The organism is Methylobacterium sp. yr668 (assembly GCF_900116245.1).
In the GTDB taxonomy this organism is placed as follows: Bacteria; Pseudomonadota; Alphaproteobacteria; order Rhizobiales; family Beijerinckiaceae; genus Methylobacterium.
This window is the reverse complement of sequence record NZ_FOZY01000011.1, coordinates 103,269-119,961: the sequence shown is the minus strand read 5'-3', so window position 1 is coordinate 119,961 and position 16,693 is coordinate 103,269. Positions and strand designations below refer to the sequence as shown.

General features: G+C 72.6%; 12 protein-coding genes. 3 read left to right on the top strand and 9 right to left on the bottom strand.

The annotated features are described in order from the left end of the window. Positions 1–11: 11 nt before the first annotated feature. From BM419_RS15905 to BM419_RS15885, 5 genes are all read right to left on the bottom strand, one after another. Positions 12–2,531 carry a putative bifunctional diguanylate cyclase/phosphodiesterase gene (locus BM419_RS15905; RefSeq protein WP_091926989.1) on the bottom strand — a complete coding sequence of 840 codons (2,520 nt, stop codon included), beginning with the start codon at positions 2,529–2,531 and terminating at the stop codon, positions 12–14. A 94-nt stretch (positions 2,532–2,625) separates the two neighbouring features. Next, positions 2,626–4,308 carry an acyl-CoA dehydrogenase family protein gene (locus BM419_RS15900; protein ID WP_091680990.1) on the bottom strand — a complete coding sequence of 561 codons (1,683 nt, stop codon included), beginning with the start codon at positions 4,306–4,308 and terminating at the stop codon, positions 2,626–2,628. 232 nt (positions 4,309–4,540) lie between these two features. Then, positions 4,541–4,747 carry a hypothetical protein gene (locus tag BM419_RS15895; RefSeq protein WP_091926988.1) on the bottom strand — a complete coding sequence of 69 codons (207 nt, stop codon included), beginning with the start codon at positions 4,745–4,747 and terminating at the stop codon, positions 4,541–4,543. Between the two features lie 116 nt (positions 4,748–4,863). Beyond that, positions 4,864–6,426 carry an FAD-dependent oxidoreductase gene (locus BM419_RS15890; protein ID WP_091926987.1) on the bottom strand — a complete coding sequence of 521 codons (1,563 nt, stop codon included), beginning with the start codon at positions 6,424–6,426 and terminating at the stop codon, positions 4,864–4,866. A 126-nt stretch (positions 6,427–6,552) separates the two neighbouring features. Beyond that, positions 6,553–7,461 (bottom strand): DMT family transporter, encoded by a 909-nt coding sequence (locus BM419_RS15885; RefSeq protein ID WP_091926986.1) that lies wholly within the window; start codon positions 7,459–7,461, stop codon positions 6,553–6,555. A gap of 229 nt (positions 7,462–7,690) precedes the next feature. On the opposite strand from BM419_RS15885, the gene BM419_RS15880 reads away from it, so the two are divergent. Then, positions 7,691–8,563, top strand: coding sequence for a YihY/virulence factor BrkB family protein (locus tag BM419_RS15880; protein WP_091926985.1), 873 nt, complete (start codon positions 7,691–7,693; stop codon positions 8,561–8,563). A gap of 90 nt (positions 8,564–8,653) precedes the next feature. On the opposite strand, the gene BM419_RS15875 is transcribed toward BM419_RS15880, so the two are convergent. Together BM419_RS15875 and BM419_RS15870 are read right to left on the bottom strand one after the other, a co-directional pair. After that, a complete protein-coding gene (locus BM419_RS15875) occupies positions 8,654–10,429 on the bottom strand; it encodes a glucan ABC transporter ATP-binding protein/ permease (protein WP_020094000.1) in 1,776 nt (591 codons plus the stop codon). A gap of 377 nt (positions 10,430–10,806) precedes the next feature. Next, entirely contained in the window at positions 10,807–11,286 is a 480-nt protein-coding gene (locus tag BM419_RS15870; protein ID WP_091926984.1) for a CAP domain-containing protein, read from the bottom strand. A gap of 186 nt (positions 11,287–11,472) precedes the next feature. On the opposite strand from BM419_RS15870, the gene BM419_RS15865 reads away from it, so the two are divergent. After that, positions 11,473–12,561 (top strand): GGDEF domain-containing protein, encoded by a 1,089-nt coding sequence (locus BM419_RS15865; protein ID WP_091926983.1) that lies wholly within the window; start codon positions 11,473–11,475, stop codon positions 12,559–12,561. Here the strand turns inward: BM419_RS15865 and BM419_RS15860 are convergent. Then, positions 12,514–15,231, bottom strand: a complete 2,718-nt coding sequence (locus BM419_RS15860; RefSeq protein WP_091926982.1) for a DUF3772 domain-containing protein — start codon at positions 15,229–15,231, stop codon at positions 12,514–12,516. The genes BM419_RS15865 and BM419_RS15860 overlap by 48 nt on opposite strands. A gap of 519 nt (positions 15,232–15,750) precedes the next feature. On the opposite strand from BM419_RS15860, the gene BM419_RS15855 reads away from it, so the two are divergent. After that, entirely contained in the window at positions 15,751–16,299 is a 549-nt protein-coding gene (locus BM419_RS15855) for an HNH endonuclease (protein ID WP_020094004.1), read from the top strand. A gap of 16 nt (positions 16,300–16,315) precedes the next feature. On the opposite strand, the gene BM419_RS15850 is transcribed toward BM419_RS15855, so the two are convergent. Beyond that, entirely contained in the window at positions 16,316–16,618 is a 303-nt protein-coding gene (locus tag BM419_RS15850; protein WP_091926981.1) for a hypothetical protein, read from the bottom strand. Positions 16,619–16,693: the final 75 nt, after the last annotated feature.

Here is a 16,693-nt window from a genome sequence, read left to right as displayed (position 1 = left end):
GGCCGGGCGGATCAGGCCGCCCGGTCGTCCGGGACCGCCTCCCGCGCGCGCTCGATCAGGCGGCGGGCCTCGGGGCCCGGGACCGCGCGGCTGAACAGGAAGCCCTGCACCTCGTCGTAGCCCTCGGCGCGGAGCATCGCGAGCTGCTCGGCGGTCTCGACGCCCTCGGCGGTGGTGGCGATGCCGAGGCTGGTGCCCAGGCTCGCCACCGCGCGCACGATCGCCGTGCAGTGGGTGTTCTCGCCGACCTGGCTCACGAAGGAGCGGTCGAGCTTGATCTTGTCGAACGGGAAGCTTCGCAGGTAGCCGAGGCTGGAATAGCCGGTGCCGAAATCGTCCATCGCGATCCGGATGCCCATGGCCCGCAGCGCGTGCAGCGTCGCGAGGTTGGCGGCGCTGTCGGCGAGCAGGACCGATTCGGTGATCTCCAGCTCGAGGCGGCGCGGGTCAAGCCCCGCGGCGGAGAGCGCCCCACGCACGGTCTCGACCAGGTCGCGGTTGCGGAACTGGATCGGGGAGAGGTTCACGGCGAGCCGGATCGCCTCCGGCCAGGTCGCCGCCTCGGCGAAGGCGGTCTGCATCACCCAGGCGCCGATCGGCACGATCAGGCCGGTCTCCTCGGCGAGCGGCACGAACTCGGCCGGAGAGACCGGGCCGTGCTCCGGGTGGTGCCAGCGCAGCAGCGCCTCGAAGGCGAGGATCCGACCGGCGCGGGCATCCATCAGCGGCTGGTAGACCAGCGAGAACTGGCCGCGGGCGAAAGCCTCGCGCAGCTCGTTCTCGCGCCGCCGCCGCGCCTGCACCCAGGCATCCATCTCCGGCTCGAAGCACCGGAAGGTGCCGCCGCCCTCAGCCTTCGCCCGGTAGAGGGCGAGGTCGGCGTTCTTCATCAGCGTCTCGGGATCGGTGCCGTCCCGGGGCAGGCAGGCGACGCCGATGCTGGTGCCGATGTGGCAATCCTGGCCGTCCAGCCGGAAGGGGCGGCCGAGCTCGGCGATCACCCGCGCGACCAGCCCGTCGGCCAGCGCCGGGAGGTCCGGCCCGCGCACCAGGATGGCGAACTCGTCGCCGCCGAGCCGGGCCACGAGGTCGTCCTCGCGCAGGCAGCCGGCGATCCGCTCGGCCGCCTCGCGCAGCAGCGCGTCGCCGACCGGGTGGCCCAGCGTGTCGTTGACGATCTTGAACTTGTCGAGGTCGAGGCAGAGCAGCACCGCCGCCTCGCCGTCCCGGGCGTGGCGGGCGATCGCCTCGGCGAGGCGGTCCCGGAACAGCACGCGGTTCGGCAGCCCGGTGAGCGCGTCGTGATGGGCCATGTGGGCGATGCGGGCCTCGGCCCGGCGCCGCTCGGTCATGTCGATGGCGGCCTCGAGCACGGCCTGCCGCCCCTCGAACGGCATCGCCCGCTGGAATAGGGACACCTCGATCGCCGAGCCGTCGGCGCGACGGTGGAGGGTGCCGGTGGGCGGCAGGCCGGGTGCTGGCGCCGCGTCGGCGGCCATGGCGAGATCGGCCGGCGCCCGCTCCAGGAACTGCTCGCGGCTGTAGCCGTAATGGGCGACGGCCGCGTCGTTGACCGCCAGGAACCGGTCGCGCGCGTCGGCCACGACCCACATCGGCACCGGGTTGTTCTCGAACAGGAGCCGGAACGAGGCCTCCCGGGCCTTGATGTCGCCGACATCCGTCATCGTGACCGAGACGAGATCGCCGACGCAGCCCGCCTCGACCTTGAGGTAGAGCGTGCCGCCGTCGGAGCGGGGACGGCTCAGCTCGAAGGCCGCGCGCCCGCCCCGCTCGACCATGGCGGCGAGCGTCGCGATCGTCCGCGCGGTGACGGCCCCCGGGAAGAGCTGGCCCACGCGCTGCCACTGCAGGGCGGCGGCGGGGCGTTCCAGCAGGCGCTCGGCCCCGCGGTTGAGGGCGACGATCTTGAAATCGACCGGCCGGCCGGCCGCGTCCCGGACCGTGCTGAGGGCCAGGATGCCCTGGTCGGTGGCGGTGAACATCGCCTGGACCAGCTCGGTCCGGACGCTCGCCCCGTCGAACCCGACCAGCACGAACGGCTCGCCCCAGCGGTTGCCCAGGGGCACGCCGACGAGGCGGGTCGACGTCACCACCCCGGCAGCGAGGCGATCGCACCGGGCGTAGGCGGGCTGGCCGGACGTGAGGGCGGCCGCGACCATCTCGTCGACGGGCTCGCGCAGCTCGATCGGGAGCGCATCGACTGGGAGGGTCTCCGTCGGGATGATCTCGGCCGGGACGATCCCGGACAACGAGCCCTCCGCGCCTTCGGCACCCTGCGCGAGCCAGGCGCCGAAGACCTGGCCCGCCCAGAGGATCCGGGCGGCCCGCCCGTCGCGGGTCGTCACCAGGGCGGCCCGGTCGGCGAGGCGGCCGAGGCTCCCGAGCACGACGGCCTCGTAGGACGGGATCGGCGCCCCCGGCGTCCGGCAATCCTGCCAGTGCCGGAGGAGGTTCTTGCCCGTCTGTCCGTCGTCGTGCTGCGCGCTCACCGAGCCGCCCCAGTTGTTCACCGGGCGCCAGGAAGCAGGGACTTCGTTTAAGCCGGGTTCATATGCCGACTTATAATCCCATGATACGTACTATTCCCCAGCTCTAAACGGGATTTCAGGCAGACTCGAGCAGCCGGCGGGCGATCACCTGCGCCTGGATCTCCGCAGCGCCCTCGAAGATCGAGAGGATGCGCGCGTCGCACAGGATCCGGCTCACCGGGTACTCGAGCGCGAAGCCGTTGCCGCCGTGGATCTGGAGGGCGTTGTCGGCCGCCGCCCAGGCGACGCGGGCGCCGAGCAGCTTCGCCATCCCGGCCTCTAGGTCGCAGCGCTTGCCCTCGTCTTTCTCGCGGGCCGAGAAGTAGGTGAGCTGGCGGGCGATGTTGATCTCCACCGCCATCATGGCGAGCTTGTCGGCCACCCGCGGGAAGTTCACAAGCGCCTTACCGAACTGGACCCGCTCCTCGGCGTAGCGCAGGCCGACGTCGAGGGCCGACTGGGCGACGCCGATGGCGCGGGCCGCGGTCTGGATGCGGGCCGACTCGAAGGTCTGCATCAGCTGGGCGAAGCCCTTGCCCTCGACCTCGCCGAGCAGGTTGCCGCCCGGCACCTCGAAGCCCTCGAAGGCGAGCTCGTACTCCTTCATGCCGCGGTAGCCGAGCACCTCGATCTCGCCGCCCGACAGGCCCTGGACCGGGAAGGGATCCTCATCCGTGCCGCGGGGCTTCTCGGCGATCAGCATGGAGAGGCCCTTGTGGCCCTTCTCCTCGGGCTTGGTGCGCACCAGCACCGTCATGATGTCGGCGCGGACCGGGTGGGTGATCCAGGTCTTGTTGCCGGTGATCTTCCAGACGTCGCCCTCCTTCACCGCGCGGGTGCGCAGGCTCGCGAGGTCGGAACCGGTATTCGGCTCGGTGAAGACAGCGGTGGGCAGGATGTCGCCGGAGGCGATCTTCGGCAGGAAGCGCTGCTTCTGCTCCTCGGTGCCGCCGCACAGGATCAGCTCCGCGGCGATCTCCGAGCGGGTGCCCAGCGAGCCGACGCCGATATAGGCGCGGGACAGCTCCTCCGAGACCACGCACATGGCGGTCTTCGGCAGGCCCATGCCGCCGTACTCCTCGGGGATCGTCAAGCCGAAGACGCCGAGTTCGGCCATCTTCTGCACGATCTCCATCGGGATGTAGGCGTTCTTCAGGTGCCACTCGTGCGCCTGATCGACCACCTCGGCCTTGCCGAAGCGGCGCATCTCGGAGCGGATCGCCTCCATGTCCTCGTCGAGGCCCGAGGCGCCGACGGTCGCCGAGCCGCCGCCGTCGCGCATCAGCGCCACCAGGGCGGCGCGGTTCTCGGGGGTGTTGCCATCGGCGATCAGCGTCTCGACCGCGTCCGTGCGGTACGGGGCCACCTCCTTGGCGGAGAGGCCGAGCGACCCGGTGACGCGGACCATCTCGCCCTGGCTCATCGGGATGCCGGAGAACAGCTGGTCGAGATACTCGCCGGCGCCGATCCGGACGAGGAGCGCCTCGGTCTCGCCGAACCGGCCCTCGGCCTGCAGGCGGTCGGCGTAGCCGCCGAGCTCGTTCACCGCCTCCGCGTAGGTCGCGAGCCACGCGAGCCCGTGGGCGGCGTGCTGCTGGCCCTCGAGCTTGGCCGCGTCGATCCGCCCGTCCGTCCCGAGAATCCGCGTGCGGACCCGGCGCGTGGCCTCGGCGGCCAGCGCCTTGGCGCTCTCACCGGCGGCCTTGGTGAGGGCCACGAGATCCTGCGGCTCGGTCTGAATGGCGGGGGATGCGGACATGGTTCTCTGCTCGCGTGGCGTCTTCTTGGATCGGGTCTTTTAACCTGCCGCGGTCCGGAGCCGAAGCAGATTTCGTTTGTCTCGCCTTGAACTCAAGTTGAATGCCGGGCTTGGCGGACCGGCGCGCAGCCCTGCGAAGTCAAGGCCCGACCGGCGCGGCGACACGCACCCGTCCGGACACTGATGATCGTGCCTCCGGGCCGCCGAAAGCTGTTCGGCGGACGGCGTCGGCTCAGCGCCTCTGCTCGCACCGGGTCTTCAGGTAGGCCCCGTCCTCGCCCCTGAAGCCGGCATTGGCCGCCAGGACCGGCCCCTGGACGAGGCATTCCTGGAGCGTGTGGGCCGGGCCGGTGACCACGTCGATGGCGGTCTCGCGCGAGCAGTCCGGGGCCTGGACGGAAGCGGCGCAGATGAGGGCGACGACGATGATCTGGTTCATGGGGCCTCCCGTGCGGGCCCGGCTCACGAGACGGCGGGCGGCGTCTACCGAAAGATGGACCGCCCGACCTTGTTCCCTCGGTCCGGCCGCCCCGACGTGGCGCCGATGTCGCGCCGTCACACCAGCGCGGCGAGATCCGCACCGGCCTCGATCCGGTCAGGGGCGGGCACGCGGCCCTCGCCCAGCAGGTGGAGGAACGCCGTGAAGGCGGGGTTGCGGCCGATGCTGCAGGCGGCCACCGCGCGGTTGTCGCGGACATAGTAGGCGATGAAGTCGAGCGCCGCCGGGTCGCCCTGCAGGATGATCCGCTCGAAATCCGGCGCGTAGCCGCCGTAATCCAGGCGCTTGTCGCCCTGGTTGCTCCAGAAGAACGGCGCCCCCGCGAAGGCGCCGGTGGCGCCGAGCATCGCCCGGGCGACATGCGTGCCGTGCTGCTGCGCCAGCCGCCAGTGCTCGATCCGCGCCGTGACGCCGCTGCCGCGCTCCGGGAAGGCCGCGATGTCGCCCGCGGCCCAGACGTTGTCGGCGAGCTTCAGGTCGGCGCCGACCGGGAGGCCGCCGGACTCGTCCGGCTCCACCCCGGCGACGATCCCGGTCTCCGGCGCGGCGCCGGCGCCGATCAGCACGAGGTCGGCCGGAAGCCGCGCGCCGTCCTCGGTCTCGACGGCCTCGACGGGGCCGGTGCCGGCGATCCGCGCGACCGTGCCGGTCACGAAGGTCACGCCGTTGCCGGCGTGGTAGCGCTTCAGCGCCGCGCCCACGGCCTCGCCGAAGCGCTTGGCGAAGGGGACCTCCTCCCGGGACAGGACCGTCACCGACAGGCCGCGCTTGGTCAGGAAGGCCGCGGCCTCCAGGCCGATGAAGCCCGCGCCGATCACCACCACGCGCATCGCCCGCTCCGCCGCGGCGCTGAGGCGCACCGCGTCGTCGAGGCTGCGCAGGGTCATGACGCCGTCGAGATCCCTTCCCTCGAAGTCCGGCACCACCGCGCGGCTGCCGGTGGCGATCAGCAGCGCGTCGGCGGACAGGACCCGCCCGTCCGCCAGCGCGACGCTGCGGCCGGCCGGGTCGATCCGCGTCGCCTCGGCCTCGACCCGCTCGACCCGGTGGGCGGCGGCGAAGTCCGGCTCCAGCAGGGTCTTCTCCGCCGGGGTGGGCTTGGCCAGGAACTGCTTGGACAGCTTGGTCCGGTCGTAGGGCGGGTGGCCCTCGCGGCCGACCAGGGTGATCGCCCCCGCGAAGCCCTCGCGCCGGAGCGTGGTGACGCAGGCGGCGGCGGCCGCACCGGTGCCGACGATCAGGACCGTTCCGACAGGGGCCTCGGCCCGCCGCGCCGGGACCGGCTCGGGGGTCAGCGTCGCCACCGCCTCGCCGCCCTCGATCCGGACGGGATAGCGGGTCAGCGCCTCCAGCGCCGGCGGCTCCTCCAGGCTGCCGTCGACGACCGCGAAGGCCGCCTTGTGCCAGGGGCAGTAGAGCCGGCCACCGCAGATCTCGCCCTTGGCCAGCGGCGCGCCGAGATGCGGGCACTTCGCTTGGAAGGCGCGCACCCCGTCGGCGTCGCGCACGAACAGCACCGCGTCGTCGCCCGCGGCCCCCTCGCCCTTGCCCTCGGCCTTGCCGCCGAGAGGGATCGCGTCGAGGGCGAGGCGGATCTCGCGGGGCTTGTCCTGGTTCATCCTCGCCTCGCGCGCTGCCGGCCCGGGCCGATCCGGCCCGCGCGCATCAAACCGCGAGGGCGCGAAGGGTTTCCGCGCCTTCCGTCGCAGGGGTCGCGGCCTCGGCGGCGACCGCCCGCGGCCATCTCAGCCGCGGCTCGCTACCGCCACGCCGAGGGCGGCGAGCGCCATGCCGGCGCCCTGCACGGGGGTCAGCACCTCGCCGAACAGCAGGTAGCCGAGGACGGCCGCGACCGGCGGCACGAGGAAGAACAGGGCGGCGACGCCCGCCACCGCGCCCCTCCGGATCAGCACCAGCAGCAGCAGGATCCCGGCGACCGAGTTGACCAGGACCGCCCAGCCGAGGCCGAGCCACAGGGCGGGCGCCGGATCGAACGCGCCGCCGCCGAAGGCGAGCGCCAGCGGGATGGCGCAGGCCATGCCGCCGACGAACTGGAGGGTCGCGCCGGCCAGGAGATCGACCTGGCCGCCGGTGCGCTTCTGCCAGAGCGTGCCGAGGGTCAGCGCCAGCACCCCCAGGAGGCTGACGACCAGCGCCGCCGGCGGGATCCCGGACGGGTCCGTGGCGCCGAGCTTCGGGGCGAGCACGAGGCCGGTGCCGACGAAGCCCATGAGGATCCCGAGCGCCCGCCGGCCGCTGACGCGCTCGCCCAGCAGCGGCTGCGCCAGGAGCGCGGTGAGCAGCGGCTGGAGGCTGCCGACGAGCGCCGCGATGCCGGCCGGCAGCCCGTGGCTCACCGCCCAGAAGACGCCCGACAGGTAGACGCCCTGCATCAGGAAGCCCGCGACGACCGGGTCGCGCCACCCCGCCCGGTCCGCCGGCCAGCGCACCCGGGCGGCCGCGGCGATCAGGGCCAACACCAGGGCGACGGCCGTGAAGCGGATTGCGGTGAAGGCCAGCGGATCGACGTGCGGCACGACCGCCCGGGCCGAGATGAAGCCCGTGGCCCAGATCGGGATGAACAGCGCCGGGAGAGCGCCGGACGCGAGCGTCGACGGGCGGGAGAGCGTAGGCATGGCCGCCGGACGGAGCATGCCGGCGCGCCCGGCGCAACGGTGATCTTGCCCACGGGGCGCGACCGGCACCGGCGTGGCGCGGACGCGTCACCGGCCGCCGATCGGGACCGGAGCGCGCCGGCGGCGTTGACGCGCGGGTGCCGGCGCCGTTCATCGGCGGACCTCTCCCGGAGAGGGCCGCCCCGAGGATCGCGCGATCGAGGATCGTTGGACACCCGTGAAACCCCTCCGCAGCGGATTACAGGTCATGGGCGTCGCCGCGCAGCGCTTCGTCTCCCATGACGGCTGGGCGATCGCGAGCCACATCGCCCTCTCGAGCCTGACCTCGCTGTTCCCGTTCCTGATCCTGCTGGCAGCGCTCGCCGGCCTGTTCGGCACCCAGTCGCTGGCCGACGAGGCCGGGGTGCTGATCTTCGACGCGTGGCCGCGGGAGATCGCCAAGCCGATCGTCGGCGAGGTGCACCGGGTGCTCACCGAGCAGCGCAGCGGCGTGCTGACGCTCGGCGCGCTGTTCGCCCTGTACTTCTCCTCCTCGGGCGTCGAGAGCCTTCGGGTCGGGCTGAACCGGGCCTACGGCCTGCGCGAGAGCCGGCCCTGGTGGCTGACCCGCCTCGAATCGATCGGCTACGTGATCTGCGGCGCCTTCGCGATGCTGGCCTTCGCGCTGCTCGTGGTGCTGGGGCCGCTGATCTGGCGCAACGTCGTCCTGGTGGCGCCGGGCCTGGAGCCCCTGAGCCTCACGGTGGCGATCGGGCGGATCGGCGTCACGGCCCTGCTGCTCGCCGTCGTGCTGGTCATCGCCCACAAGTTCGTCGCGGCCGGGCGGCGCTCGATCCTGTCGGTGCTGCCGGGGATCGGGGTGACGCTGCTCCTGTGGTTCTTCGCCGGCCTCGGCTTCGGCTACTACCTCGACCGATTCTCCAACGCCTACGCGTCGACCTACGGGGGGCTGGCCACCGCGATGGTGTTCCTGGTCTTCCTCTACTGGCTCGCCGCCATGTTCCTGTTCGGCGGCGAGATCAACGGCACGGTGATCGCCGCCCGCCGCGCCCGCCTGCAGGCGAAGATGCTGGCGCGCCGGGCCGAGATGGAGGGCCGCAGGTCCGGGACGGGCGCCTGATCCCGGAGCGTCCCGGTCGCACCCCACCGTCTCCCGCGCGGGAGAGGGGTTCGCGCCCGGACCCGACGACGCGGTGCGCCCGGCGGCGCCTCACGCCGCCAGCGCCAGCCCCTCGTCTTCCTCCGCCTGGGCCGCCATGAACTGCGCCCGGGCGAGCTCGGCGAACCTGCCGTCCTGCGCGACCAGGTCGTCGAAGGTGCCGGCCTCGACGATCCGGCCCTCGTGGAACACCAGGATGCGGTCGGCGTCGCGGATCGTCGCGAGGCGGTGGGCGATGACGAAGGTGGTCCGCCCCTCCATCACGGTCTCCAGGGCGCCCTGGAGCTTGCGCTCGGTGGCGGCGTCCAGCGCCGAGGTCGCCTCGTCGAGGATCAGGATCGGCGGGTTCTTCAGGAGGGCCCGGGCGATCGACAGCCGCTGGCGCTCGCCGCCCGAGAGCGACCGGCCGCGCTCGCCGATCACCGTGTCGAGCCCGTCGGCCTGGCGCGCCATGAAGGCGCTGGCCTGGGCGCGCTCCAGCGCGTCGAGCATCTCGGCGTCGGTGGCGTCGGGGCAGCCGACCTGCAGATTCTCGCGGATCGAGCGGGCGAACAGCATCGGCTCCTGGAACACCACGCCGATGTTGTGGCGCAGCGAGGCGAGGCCGACGTCGCGGATGTCCATGCCGTCGATCCGGATCGCGCCGGAGGCCGGGTCGAAGCTGCGGTGCAGGAGGCCGAGCGTCGTCGACTTGCCCGAGCCGGTGGTCCCGACCAGCGCGATCGTCTCGCCGGGCTTGGCGGTGAACGAGACCCCGTCGAGCGCCTGGCGCCTTCCGTCGTACGAGAAGGCGACGTCCTCGAAGGTGACCGCGCCCTCGAAGCGGGCGACCTGCCGGGCGTGCGGCCGGTCGGCCACCGCCGGGACGGTGTCGTAGATCTCGAAGAACTCGGCGATCTTCGGCGCCTGCTGGAACAGGCCGTTGACGAAGCCGACCACGTGGTCGAGCCGGGCCACGAAGGCGGTGGCGAGGCTCATGAAGGCCACGACCTCGCCCACCGTGGTGGTGCCGGCCTGGTAGAGCCAGATGCCGGTGACGAAGATCGCCGTCATGGTGATGGTCGCGGAGGCGCGGGTCGCCACGTTGGCGAGCGCCCACCAGGACAGGACCGGGATCTGCGCGGCGAGCAGGTTGGTGATGATGCCGCGCATCGCCTCCTTCTCGGCCTTGGCGCGGGTGAAGGACTGGATCACCGCGACGTTGCCGAGGGCGTCCGAGGCGTGGGCGGCCAGCCCCGAGTTGAATTCCTCGACCTGGCCCTGGAGCGCCTCGGTCCGGCGCATCACGAAGGTGGTGAGCGCCGTGAAGGCCAGCACTAGCACCACCAGGATCGCGCCGAGCTGCCAGTTGATGAACAGGGTCATCGGCAGGAGCACGCCGAGCGAGACCAGGGCGACGAGGTGATCGCGGAAGAAGCCGAGCCACAGCCACGCCATGCCGTTCGTGCCCTCCAGCATCGCCTTCAGGACGCGGCCGGAATGGTTGGCCGAGTGGAAGGCGAGCGGCAGGTCGAGGACGTGCTCGAAGTAGCTCGCCATCGACGACAGGCGGTTGCGGTGCGCCAGCCGGTCGGCGTGGAGCGCGATGAACACGCCCGCCGCGATGGTGAAGAAGCCGAACGCCACCCAGGCGGCGAGCAGGGGCAGCATCGTGCCCATGGCGTCACCGCCGCGCTTGAGATGGGTCAGCTGGTCGATGATCCGGCCCATCAGCAGGGGCTCGGCGAAGGCCGCGATCGCCAGGACCACGTTGGTGACGGCCAAGCCTATCGCCAGCCGCCGCTCCGCCTTCAGAAATCCCAGGACCCGCCCGTACAGACGAACCATCGTACCGCTCCGCCACCCCTGGCGCGGCCCGTGTGACCCGGGTCTCACGCCTTCACCGAGGAGGTCCGCGCGGCCGGCATGCGTGCCGGATCCGAGTCAAACCCCTCGTACGAAACGGGTATGCCAGCGCCTGCCTGAACGGGCGATGACGGGCCGATACAGGTTCGAAACAGTCGCCTTTACGGTTGCTTCAGCAAAGTTTCCCGAAGCTTAGCCCGGACCCGCCGCGTCCCGGACGCGCGGGCGGTGCCCGACGGCTCGGCGGCGTCGAGGCGGCGTTCGCGCCGTTCATGACCGACGGCGGCCTGCTGTCCGGACGACCGATTCGCCTCCCGCCGGCGAGGCCCCCTCCATGCCGGCCGACCGGCGGGGTGCCGCTACTTCGCGGTGAGGAGCGCCCAGTAGACCTTGTACTTCGAGCCCGGGGCGTAGGCGGTGGCGATCCCCATCCGGGTCGCCCCGGGCGCCAGCATGGTGGCGTCGTGGGGCGGGCTCTCGCGCCAGCCCGAGAAGGCCTCGGCCAGGGTGTGGTAGCCCGCCGAGAGGTTGGCGTTGACGCTCGCGTAGCCGAGCCGCTCGACGGCGGCCTTGACGGTCTGGGCCCGGCTCGGCCGGTCGGCGAGCGCCATGGCGGCCGCCTCGGCCTCGGCGAGGCGCTGCAGTTCGGGATCGACCGTCAGCGGCGGCGCGCCGCGGTTGCGGCGGTAGGACGAGATCATGTCGCGGGCCGCCTCGACGTCGATATGCGCGCTGTTGCTGGCGAGCGGCAGGTAGATGCTCGGCAGCCCGGCGCTGCTTGGCGGCTGGGCGGCGCAGCCGCCGAGAAGCGCCACCGCCAGCGCGGCCGGACCGACCATCCGGGCTCCGGTCCTGATCCGGGCGCGCCCGCGCCCCGCATGTCGACCGTCCCGATCGCGTCTCGTCACGTTTCACCCATCCCTGCGACGGCCCCACTGCCCAGCCGCCATATAGGGGCTGCCGCTCGGCCGCGCATCGGACGGTTAGGGCTTCCTCAAAGGCCCTCCGTCTAAAATTGCACACCGATGACGACCGCGCGTTCCCTGACCCCGGTGGATCCACCCCGCGACCGACCCGTCGGCGGGTGCGCGGACCCGTCGGCAGCGTCTGAGGCGGCGTCGGAGGCCGCGGCCGCGCGCGCCCTCCAGCGGGCGATCCTCCGCCAGCAGGCCAGCCTGCTGGCGCGGCAGGAGCGTGCCCTGGCGGCCGCCGGGATGGGCCTCTGGTCCTGCCGCCTGCGCGACGGCGCCCTCGACTGGTCCGGGGGGGTCCACGACCTGTTCGGCGTCCCCCGGGGCGCAGCGCTGCACCGGCCCCGGATCTTGGACCTCTACGAGCCGACCTCGCGGCGCCTGCTGGAGGCGCTCCGGCACCGGGCGATCGCCGGGAGCGGCGCCTTCGTGCTCGACGCCGAGATCCAGGCCGGGGGCCGGCGGCGCTGGATCCGGATCCGCGCCGCGGTCGAGGCCGAGGACGGGCGCCCCGCCCGCCTGTTCGGAACCAAGCAGGACGTCACCGAGGAGATCGCCCGGCTGGCCGAGCTGAGCCGGCGCGCCGAGCGCGACCCGCTCACCGGGCTGGCGAACCGCCGCGGATTCGAGGCGCGGTTCGAGGCCGGGACGGACGGCGCCGGTCCGGATCCCCTCGCCGCCCTGCTGCTGATCGACCTCGACGGGTTCAAGCCGGTCAACGACGTCCACGGCCACGCGGCCGGCGACCTGTGCCTCCGGCGCTCGGCCGCGCGGCTCGCCGCCGTCTGCCGGGACGCGGCCCTCGTGGCCCGCATCGGCGGCGACGAGTTCGCCGTGCTTCTGCGGGCGCCCGTCGACCCGCTCGCGCTGGTGGAGCGCGGCCGGCGCGTCGTCGCCGCCCTGAGCCGGCCGATCCCGTATCGCGGCCGGGAGTTGCGGATCGGCGCCTCCGTGGGGATCGCGGTGGGAGACGCCGCGGGGATGTCCAGCGGGCGCGGGGGCCGCGCCCGGCTGTTCGACCGGGCGGACGCGGCGCTCTACGCCGCCAAGGACGCGGGCGGGAACGCCGTCCGGATCGTCCTCGGCGGCGGCCGGTCAGGCACCGGCGCTGCGCAGCCCGCGGTCGCGCTGGGGCCGGGCTGATTCGCCGCCCTCGGGAACCGCGGCCGGCTGGATGAAGCGGCTGGCGATCTCGCCCATGGCGCTCTGCATCGTGTCGAGGCCCTGCACGGTGACGATGCTGGAGCCGGGCCCGAGCGGCGGGATGAAGCCCGCCTCCGAGAGGGTCGCGAACACCGAGAAGTTCAGGTCGGTCACCACCTTCTGGCCGAGGCTCACGTCCACGATCCAGACGAGCAGCTCGAATTCCAGGAACGGGTCGCCGATCTTCTTGAACACCACCCGGGGCGGGGGCTCCTTCAGGACGTCGGAATGGCCCTGCGCGCGGGCCGTGATCATCTCGGCGGCGCGCACCGGGTCCTGGTTGCGCAGGACGCTGACCGTGATGCTGACGCGCCCGGTCCGGTCGCCCCGCACCCGGTTCTTCACCACCCCGGAGATCAGGTTCGAGTTCGGCACGATCACGGCCGAGCGGTCGAAGGTCTGGATCTCGGTGGAGCGCACCGAGATCCGCTTCACGATGCCCTCGGAATCGCCGATCACCACTTGGTCGCCGACCCGGATCGGGCGCTCCCACAGGAGCAGCAGGCCGGAGACGAAGTTGTTGACGATCGACTGGAGGCCGAAACCGATACCGACCGACAGGGCGCCGGCCACGATGGTGAGCTTCTCCAGGCTCAGGCCGAGATACGAGAAGGCCAGCGCCAGCGCGATCAGGAAGCCGCAATAGCCCGCCACCGTGGTGATCGAGTTGCGCAGGCCCGCGTCGAGGTCGGTGGCCGGCAGGTAGGTGTTCTCCAGCCAGCGCTGCACCCCGCGGGTGATGAACACGCCGACCACCAGGATGCCGATCCCGAAGGCGATGCTGGAGAGCGAGATCGTGACGTCGCCGACCTTGAAGCCGAAGAAGGCCTGCCGGACCGACGAGACGATGTCGGTGGAATCGAGCCCCCAGGGCGCCAGCACGAGGACCGCCGCCGCCAGGAACAGGATGAGCCGGGTCGCGCCGGTCGTCAGGACCGAGATCTGGTTGAGCGAGCGCTTGCGCAGGCCGGTATTGGCCTGGAGCGTGGTGGCGAGCCGCGTCTCGTCGCTGAGGGCGCGGCCGACGAAGATATCGACGCTCTGGACCAGCAGGTAGAGCAGCACGAGGACGGCCGCGTCCCAGATCAGCTGGTCGATCAGGAAGGCCGCGAAGGCCACGTAGCCCACCAGCGCGCCGAGCCCGATCAGCGCCACCGCGGCCCAGCCCAGGAGCCGCGCCGGCCCGCCGATGCCCGTCGTGGTCTTGGTCGGCACGTAGGGGCCGAAGCAGGCCTCCTCCTCCTGCTCGGTGTCGGCGAAGCGGTGGAGGCCGACCGCGAGGATCAGCGCGGTGGCGACCGCCCCGATGCCCCGCGTGGCGATGGAGATCGGCAGGGCCGCCGAGATCCCGGAATTCAGGGCCTCGACGGACTTCACCACGGTGATCACCGTGGCGATGCCGACGGCGAGCCGGGTCAGGCGCGTGGCCGCCGCGTCGCTCACCGGGGCGGGCCGCCACGCCGGCTTCTCGGGGCTGAGCAGCCCGTCGCAGAGGGCCTCCACGAAGGCGATGAAGGCCAGCCCTCCGAGGATCGCGGCGGCGACCGGCAGGAGCCGGGACGGCAGCAGGTTGGTGGAATCGAGGGCGTAGTAGACCGCGTAGGATCCGGCCACCGCCGGCACCGTGCCGAGCAGGATCACCCGCCAGGCGGCGAGCATCACGGCGCGCCGCGACGGGTCGGTCTTGGTGGCATCCCGGCGGGCGCCCTTGGGGGCGATGTTGCGCCGGCCGAAATACAGCGCCACCGAGATCCCGAAGGCGAGCCCCAGGAACAGCAGGTTGGCGAGGTTGCCGTTGCGGGAAAACAGCAGCCCGATATCCGACACGGCGCTCTGCAGGGCGCGCGTGTCCCGGGGGACGTCGCCCATCACCTTGGTCCAGAGACCGGGGCCGACCAGCGGCTGGGAGCGCTGGAGCAGGTCGCGGGTGAACGATTCGCGGCGGCGATTCGAGACGCGGTCGACGATCTGGTCACCCTGCACCACCAGGGAGCGGGCGAGGCGCTGGGTCTCGTCGATGCGAGTGACGGCGGCCTCGCGCTCGGCGCGCTCGGCGGCGACGTCGGCGCTCTCCTGGGTATCCTTGGGTTTCGGCCCGAGCTGGGCCAGGCGCTCGCGCGCGGCCTCCAGCGGCGCGTCGAGCCGGGTGACCAGGGTGCGGATCTCGTCGGTGACCGTCACGGCGCTGTCGCGGATGGCGGTGAGGTCGGCCACCGTCAGCTCCGTGTGGCCGAGCTGCTTCTCGCGGGCGTCGAGCTCGGTCTTGGCGGCGTCGAGCTTGGCTCGGACCTTCTTGAACTGCTCGGGAACCTCGGCCTTGGCGGCCGGCGGGGGCGCGGGCTTCGCTTCGGCGGGTTTCGCGTCGGGCGCCTTCGCGTCGGGCGCCTTGCCGTCCGCGGGCTTGGCGTCGGGCGCGGCCTTGGTGTCGGCGGACTTGTGATCGGCGGGCTTCTGATCGGAAGACTTGGCGGCGGGCGCCGGATCCTGGGCGAAGGCCGGCAGTGTCAGGGCCGCCGGGGTTGCGAACACCAGCGCGGCGAGCAGGGCGAGTGCGCGGGACGGGCGCGGCGCGCCCTCCGGCTTCCGGGTCCGCGCTGGGATACGATGCATGAGCAACCTCTCGTCGGGCGCGCGGCGGCCGGCCGGAGTCCGGCATCGGCGAATCGGCGGCGATCGGGGACCGGGCGGGCCTCCTGGCGGCCGGGCGCTCTGGGCGAGCAATAGGGCGAAACCGTGCCGCTGCCCACCCCGGGGGGATCCCGCGCCGGGTCTCGCCCCGCGAGCCCGCTGTGGGTGCGTCCCCGGGGCTCATCCGGAAAAGCTTCACAAGGGTGTCACGCTGGGATTAGATGAACACCTGATGGACAGGGCCTTTTCGTTGCTACGCGAAAGGGCGCGGCCGGTGGCGATACCGGCCCGGCCCGGCCGCGTTCCGGATGCTACCGCATCGACCGGCGCCCCCGCGCGCCGGCCCGCCGCCCTGTTGTTCCCTCCGTCTCTCCCGTCAAGCCGTCGCTCCGCGCGCCGGCCCGTCCCGTATCGGCCCCGGGCCGGTTCGGACGGGCCGGCAGGGCGGCGGCATGGTCCCGCGCGTCCCACGCGCCAGAGCTAGTCCGAAGAGTCGCGCCGATGATGGATCTCCAAACCCTCGTCCTCAACGCGGATTATCGGCCGCTCTCGTACAATCCGCTCTCCCTCTGGTCGTGGAAGGACGCCTTCACGGCCCTGTTCCTCGACCGCGTCACCCTGGTGGCGAGCTACGACGTCGAGGCGCGCTCGCCCTCGCGCGCCCTGCGGGTGCCGAGCGTCGTGGCGCTGAAGAACTACGTGGCGCTGGCCCGCAGCCCGGCCTTCACCCGCTACAACATCTACCTGCGCGACGGTTTCAGCTGCCAGTATTGCGGCCTGCGGCTGCCCTCGGGCGGCCTGACCTTCGACCACGTGGTGCCGCGCTCCCGGGGCGGCCTGTCGAGCTGGGAGAACGTCGTGGCGGCCTGCTCGCCCTGCAACCTGCGCAAGGCCAACCGCACGCCGGACGAGGCGGACATGCCGCTGATGACCGAGCCGCGGCGGCCGACGCGCTACGAGCTGCACCACCGGCAGCCCGAGTTCGACCACCGCCAGTACCATCACACCTGGCTCGACTACCTGTACTGGGACAGCGAGCTGGAGAGCTGACAGCTGAGCGGAGGCCTCACCAGGCCGGCTCGCGGCGGGGCGGCTCGTTGTACATCGGGACGTTGTGGTTGCGCGGCAGGTAGCCCCAGAAATGAGGTCCCCGGATCGGCGGTCCGATCACCGGCACCCGCTCGACGATGCGGTGCCGCGGTGGGTGGCGGCGGTGCACAGGATGGCCGTGCACGAACCCGGGATTCCCAGGCGACAGGGCCGGGTCGAAGGGCGGTCCGGCCCGGTCGGCGGCCAGGGCCGGTCCTAGGCTGAGCGCGAGCGCGGCACCGGCCGCGAGGACGATCCCGCGGCGCGGGCGAGACGTCATGGTTCGGTTGTTCCTCAGCATGGCGTCGGGCCTGTCGGGCAACGGGGGAGCACGGTTGAAGCTGCGCCGCGTTCC

Excerpts from the sequence above, each read along its gene's own strand:
- BM419_RS15900 (WP_091680990.1), bottom strand. The coding sequence starts at position 4,308 with ATGTCCGCATCCCCCGCCATTCAGACCGAGCCGCAGGATCTCGTGGCC.
- BM419_RS15895 (WP_091926988.1), bottom strand. The coding sequence starts at position 4,747 with ATGAACCAGATCATCGTCGTCGCCCTCATCTGCGCCGCTTCCGTCCAG.
- BM419_RS15890 (WP_091926987.1), bottom strand. The coding sequence starts at position 6,426 with ATGAACCAGGACAAGCCCCGCGAGATCCGCCTCGCCCTCGACGCGATC.
- BM419_RS15885 (WP_091926986.1), bottom strand. The coding sequence starts at position 7,461 with ATGCTCCGTCCGGCGGCCATGCCTACGCTCTCCCGCCCGTCGACGCTC.
- BM419_RS15880 (WP_091926985.1), top strand. The coding sequence starts at position 7,691 with ATGGGCGTCGCCGCGCAGCGCTTCGTCTCCCATGACGGCTGGGCGATC.
- BM419_RS15875 (WP_020094000.1), bottom strand. The coding sequence starts at position 10,429 with ATGGTTCGTCTGTACGGGCGGGTCCTGGGATTTCTGAAGGCGGAGCGG.
- BM419_RS15870 (WP_091926984.1), bottom strand. The coding sequence starts at position 11,286 with ATGGTCGGTCCGGCCGCGCTGGCGGTGGCGCTTCTCGGCGGCTGCGCC.
- BM419_RS15865 (WP_091926983.1), top strand. The coding sequence starts at position 11,473 with ATGACGACCGCGCGTTCCCTGACCCCGGTGGATCCACCCCGCGACCGA.
- BM419_RS15860 (WP_091926982.1), bottom strand. The coding sequence starts at position 15,231 with ATGCATCGTATCCCAGCGCGGACCCGGAAGCCGGAGGGCGCGCCGCGC.
- BM419_RS15855 (WP_020094004.1), top strand. The coding sequence starts at position 15,751 with ATGATGGATCTCCAAACCCTCGTCCTCAACGCGGATTATCGGCCGCTC.
- BM419_RS15850 (WP_091926981.1), bottom strand. The coding sequence starts at position 16,618 with ATGACGTCTCGCCCGCGCCGCGGGATCGTCCTCGCGGCCGGTGCCGCG.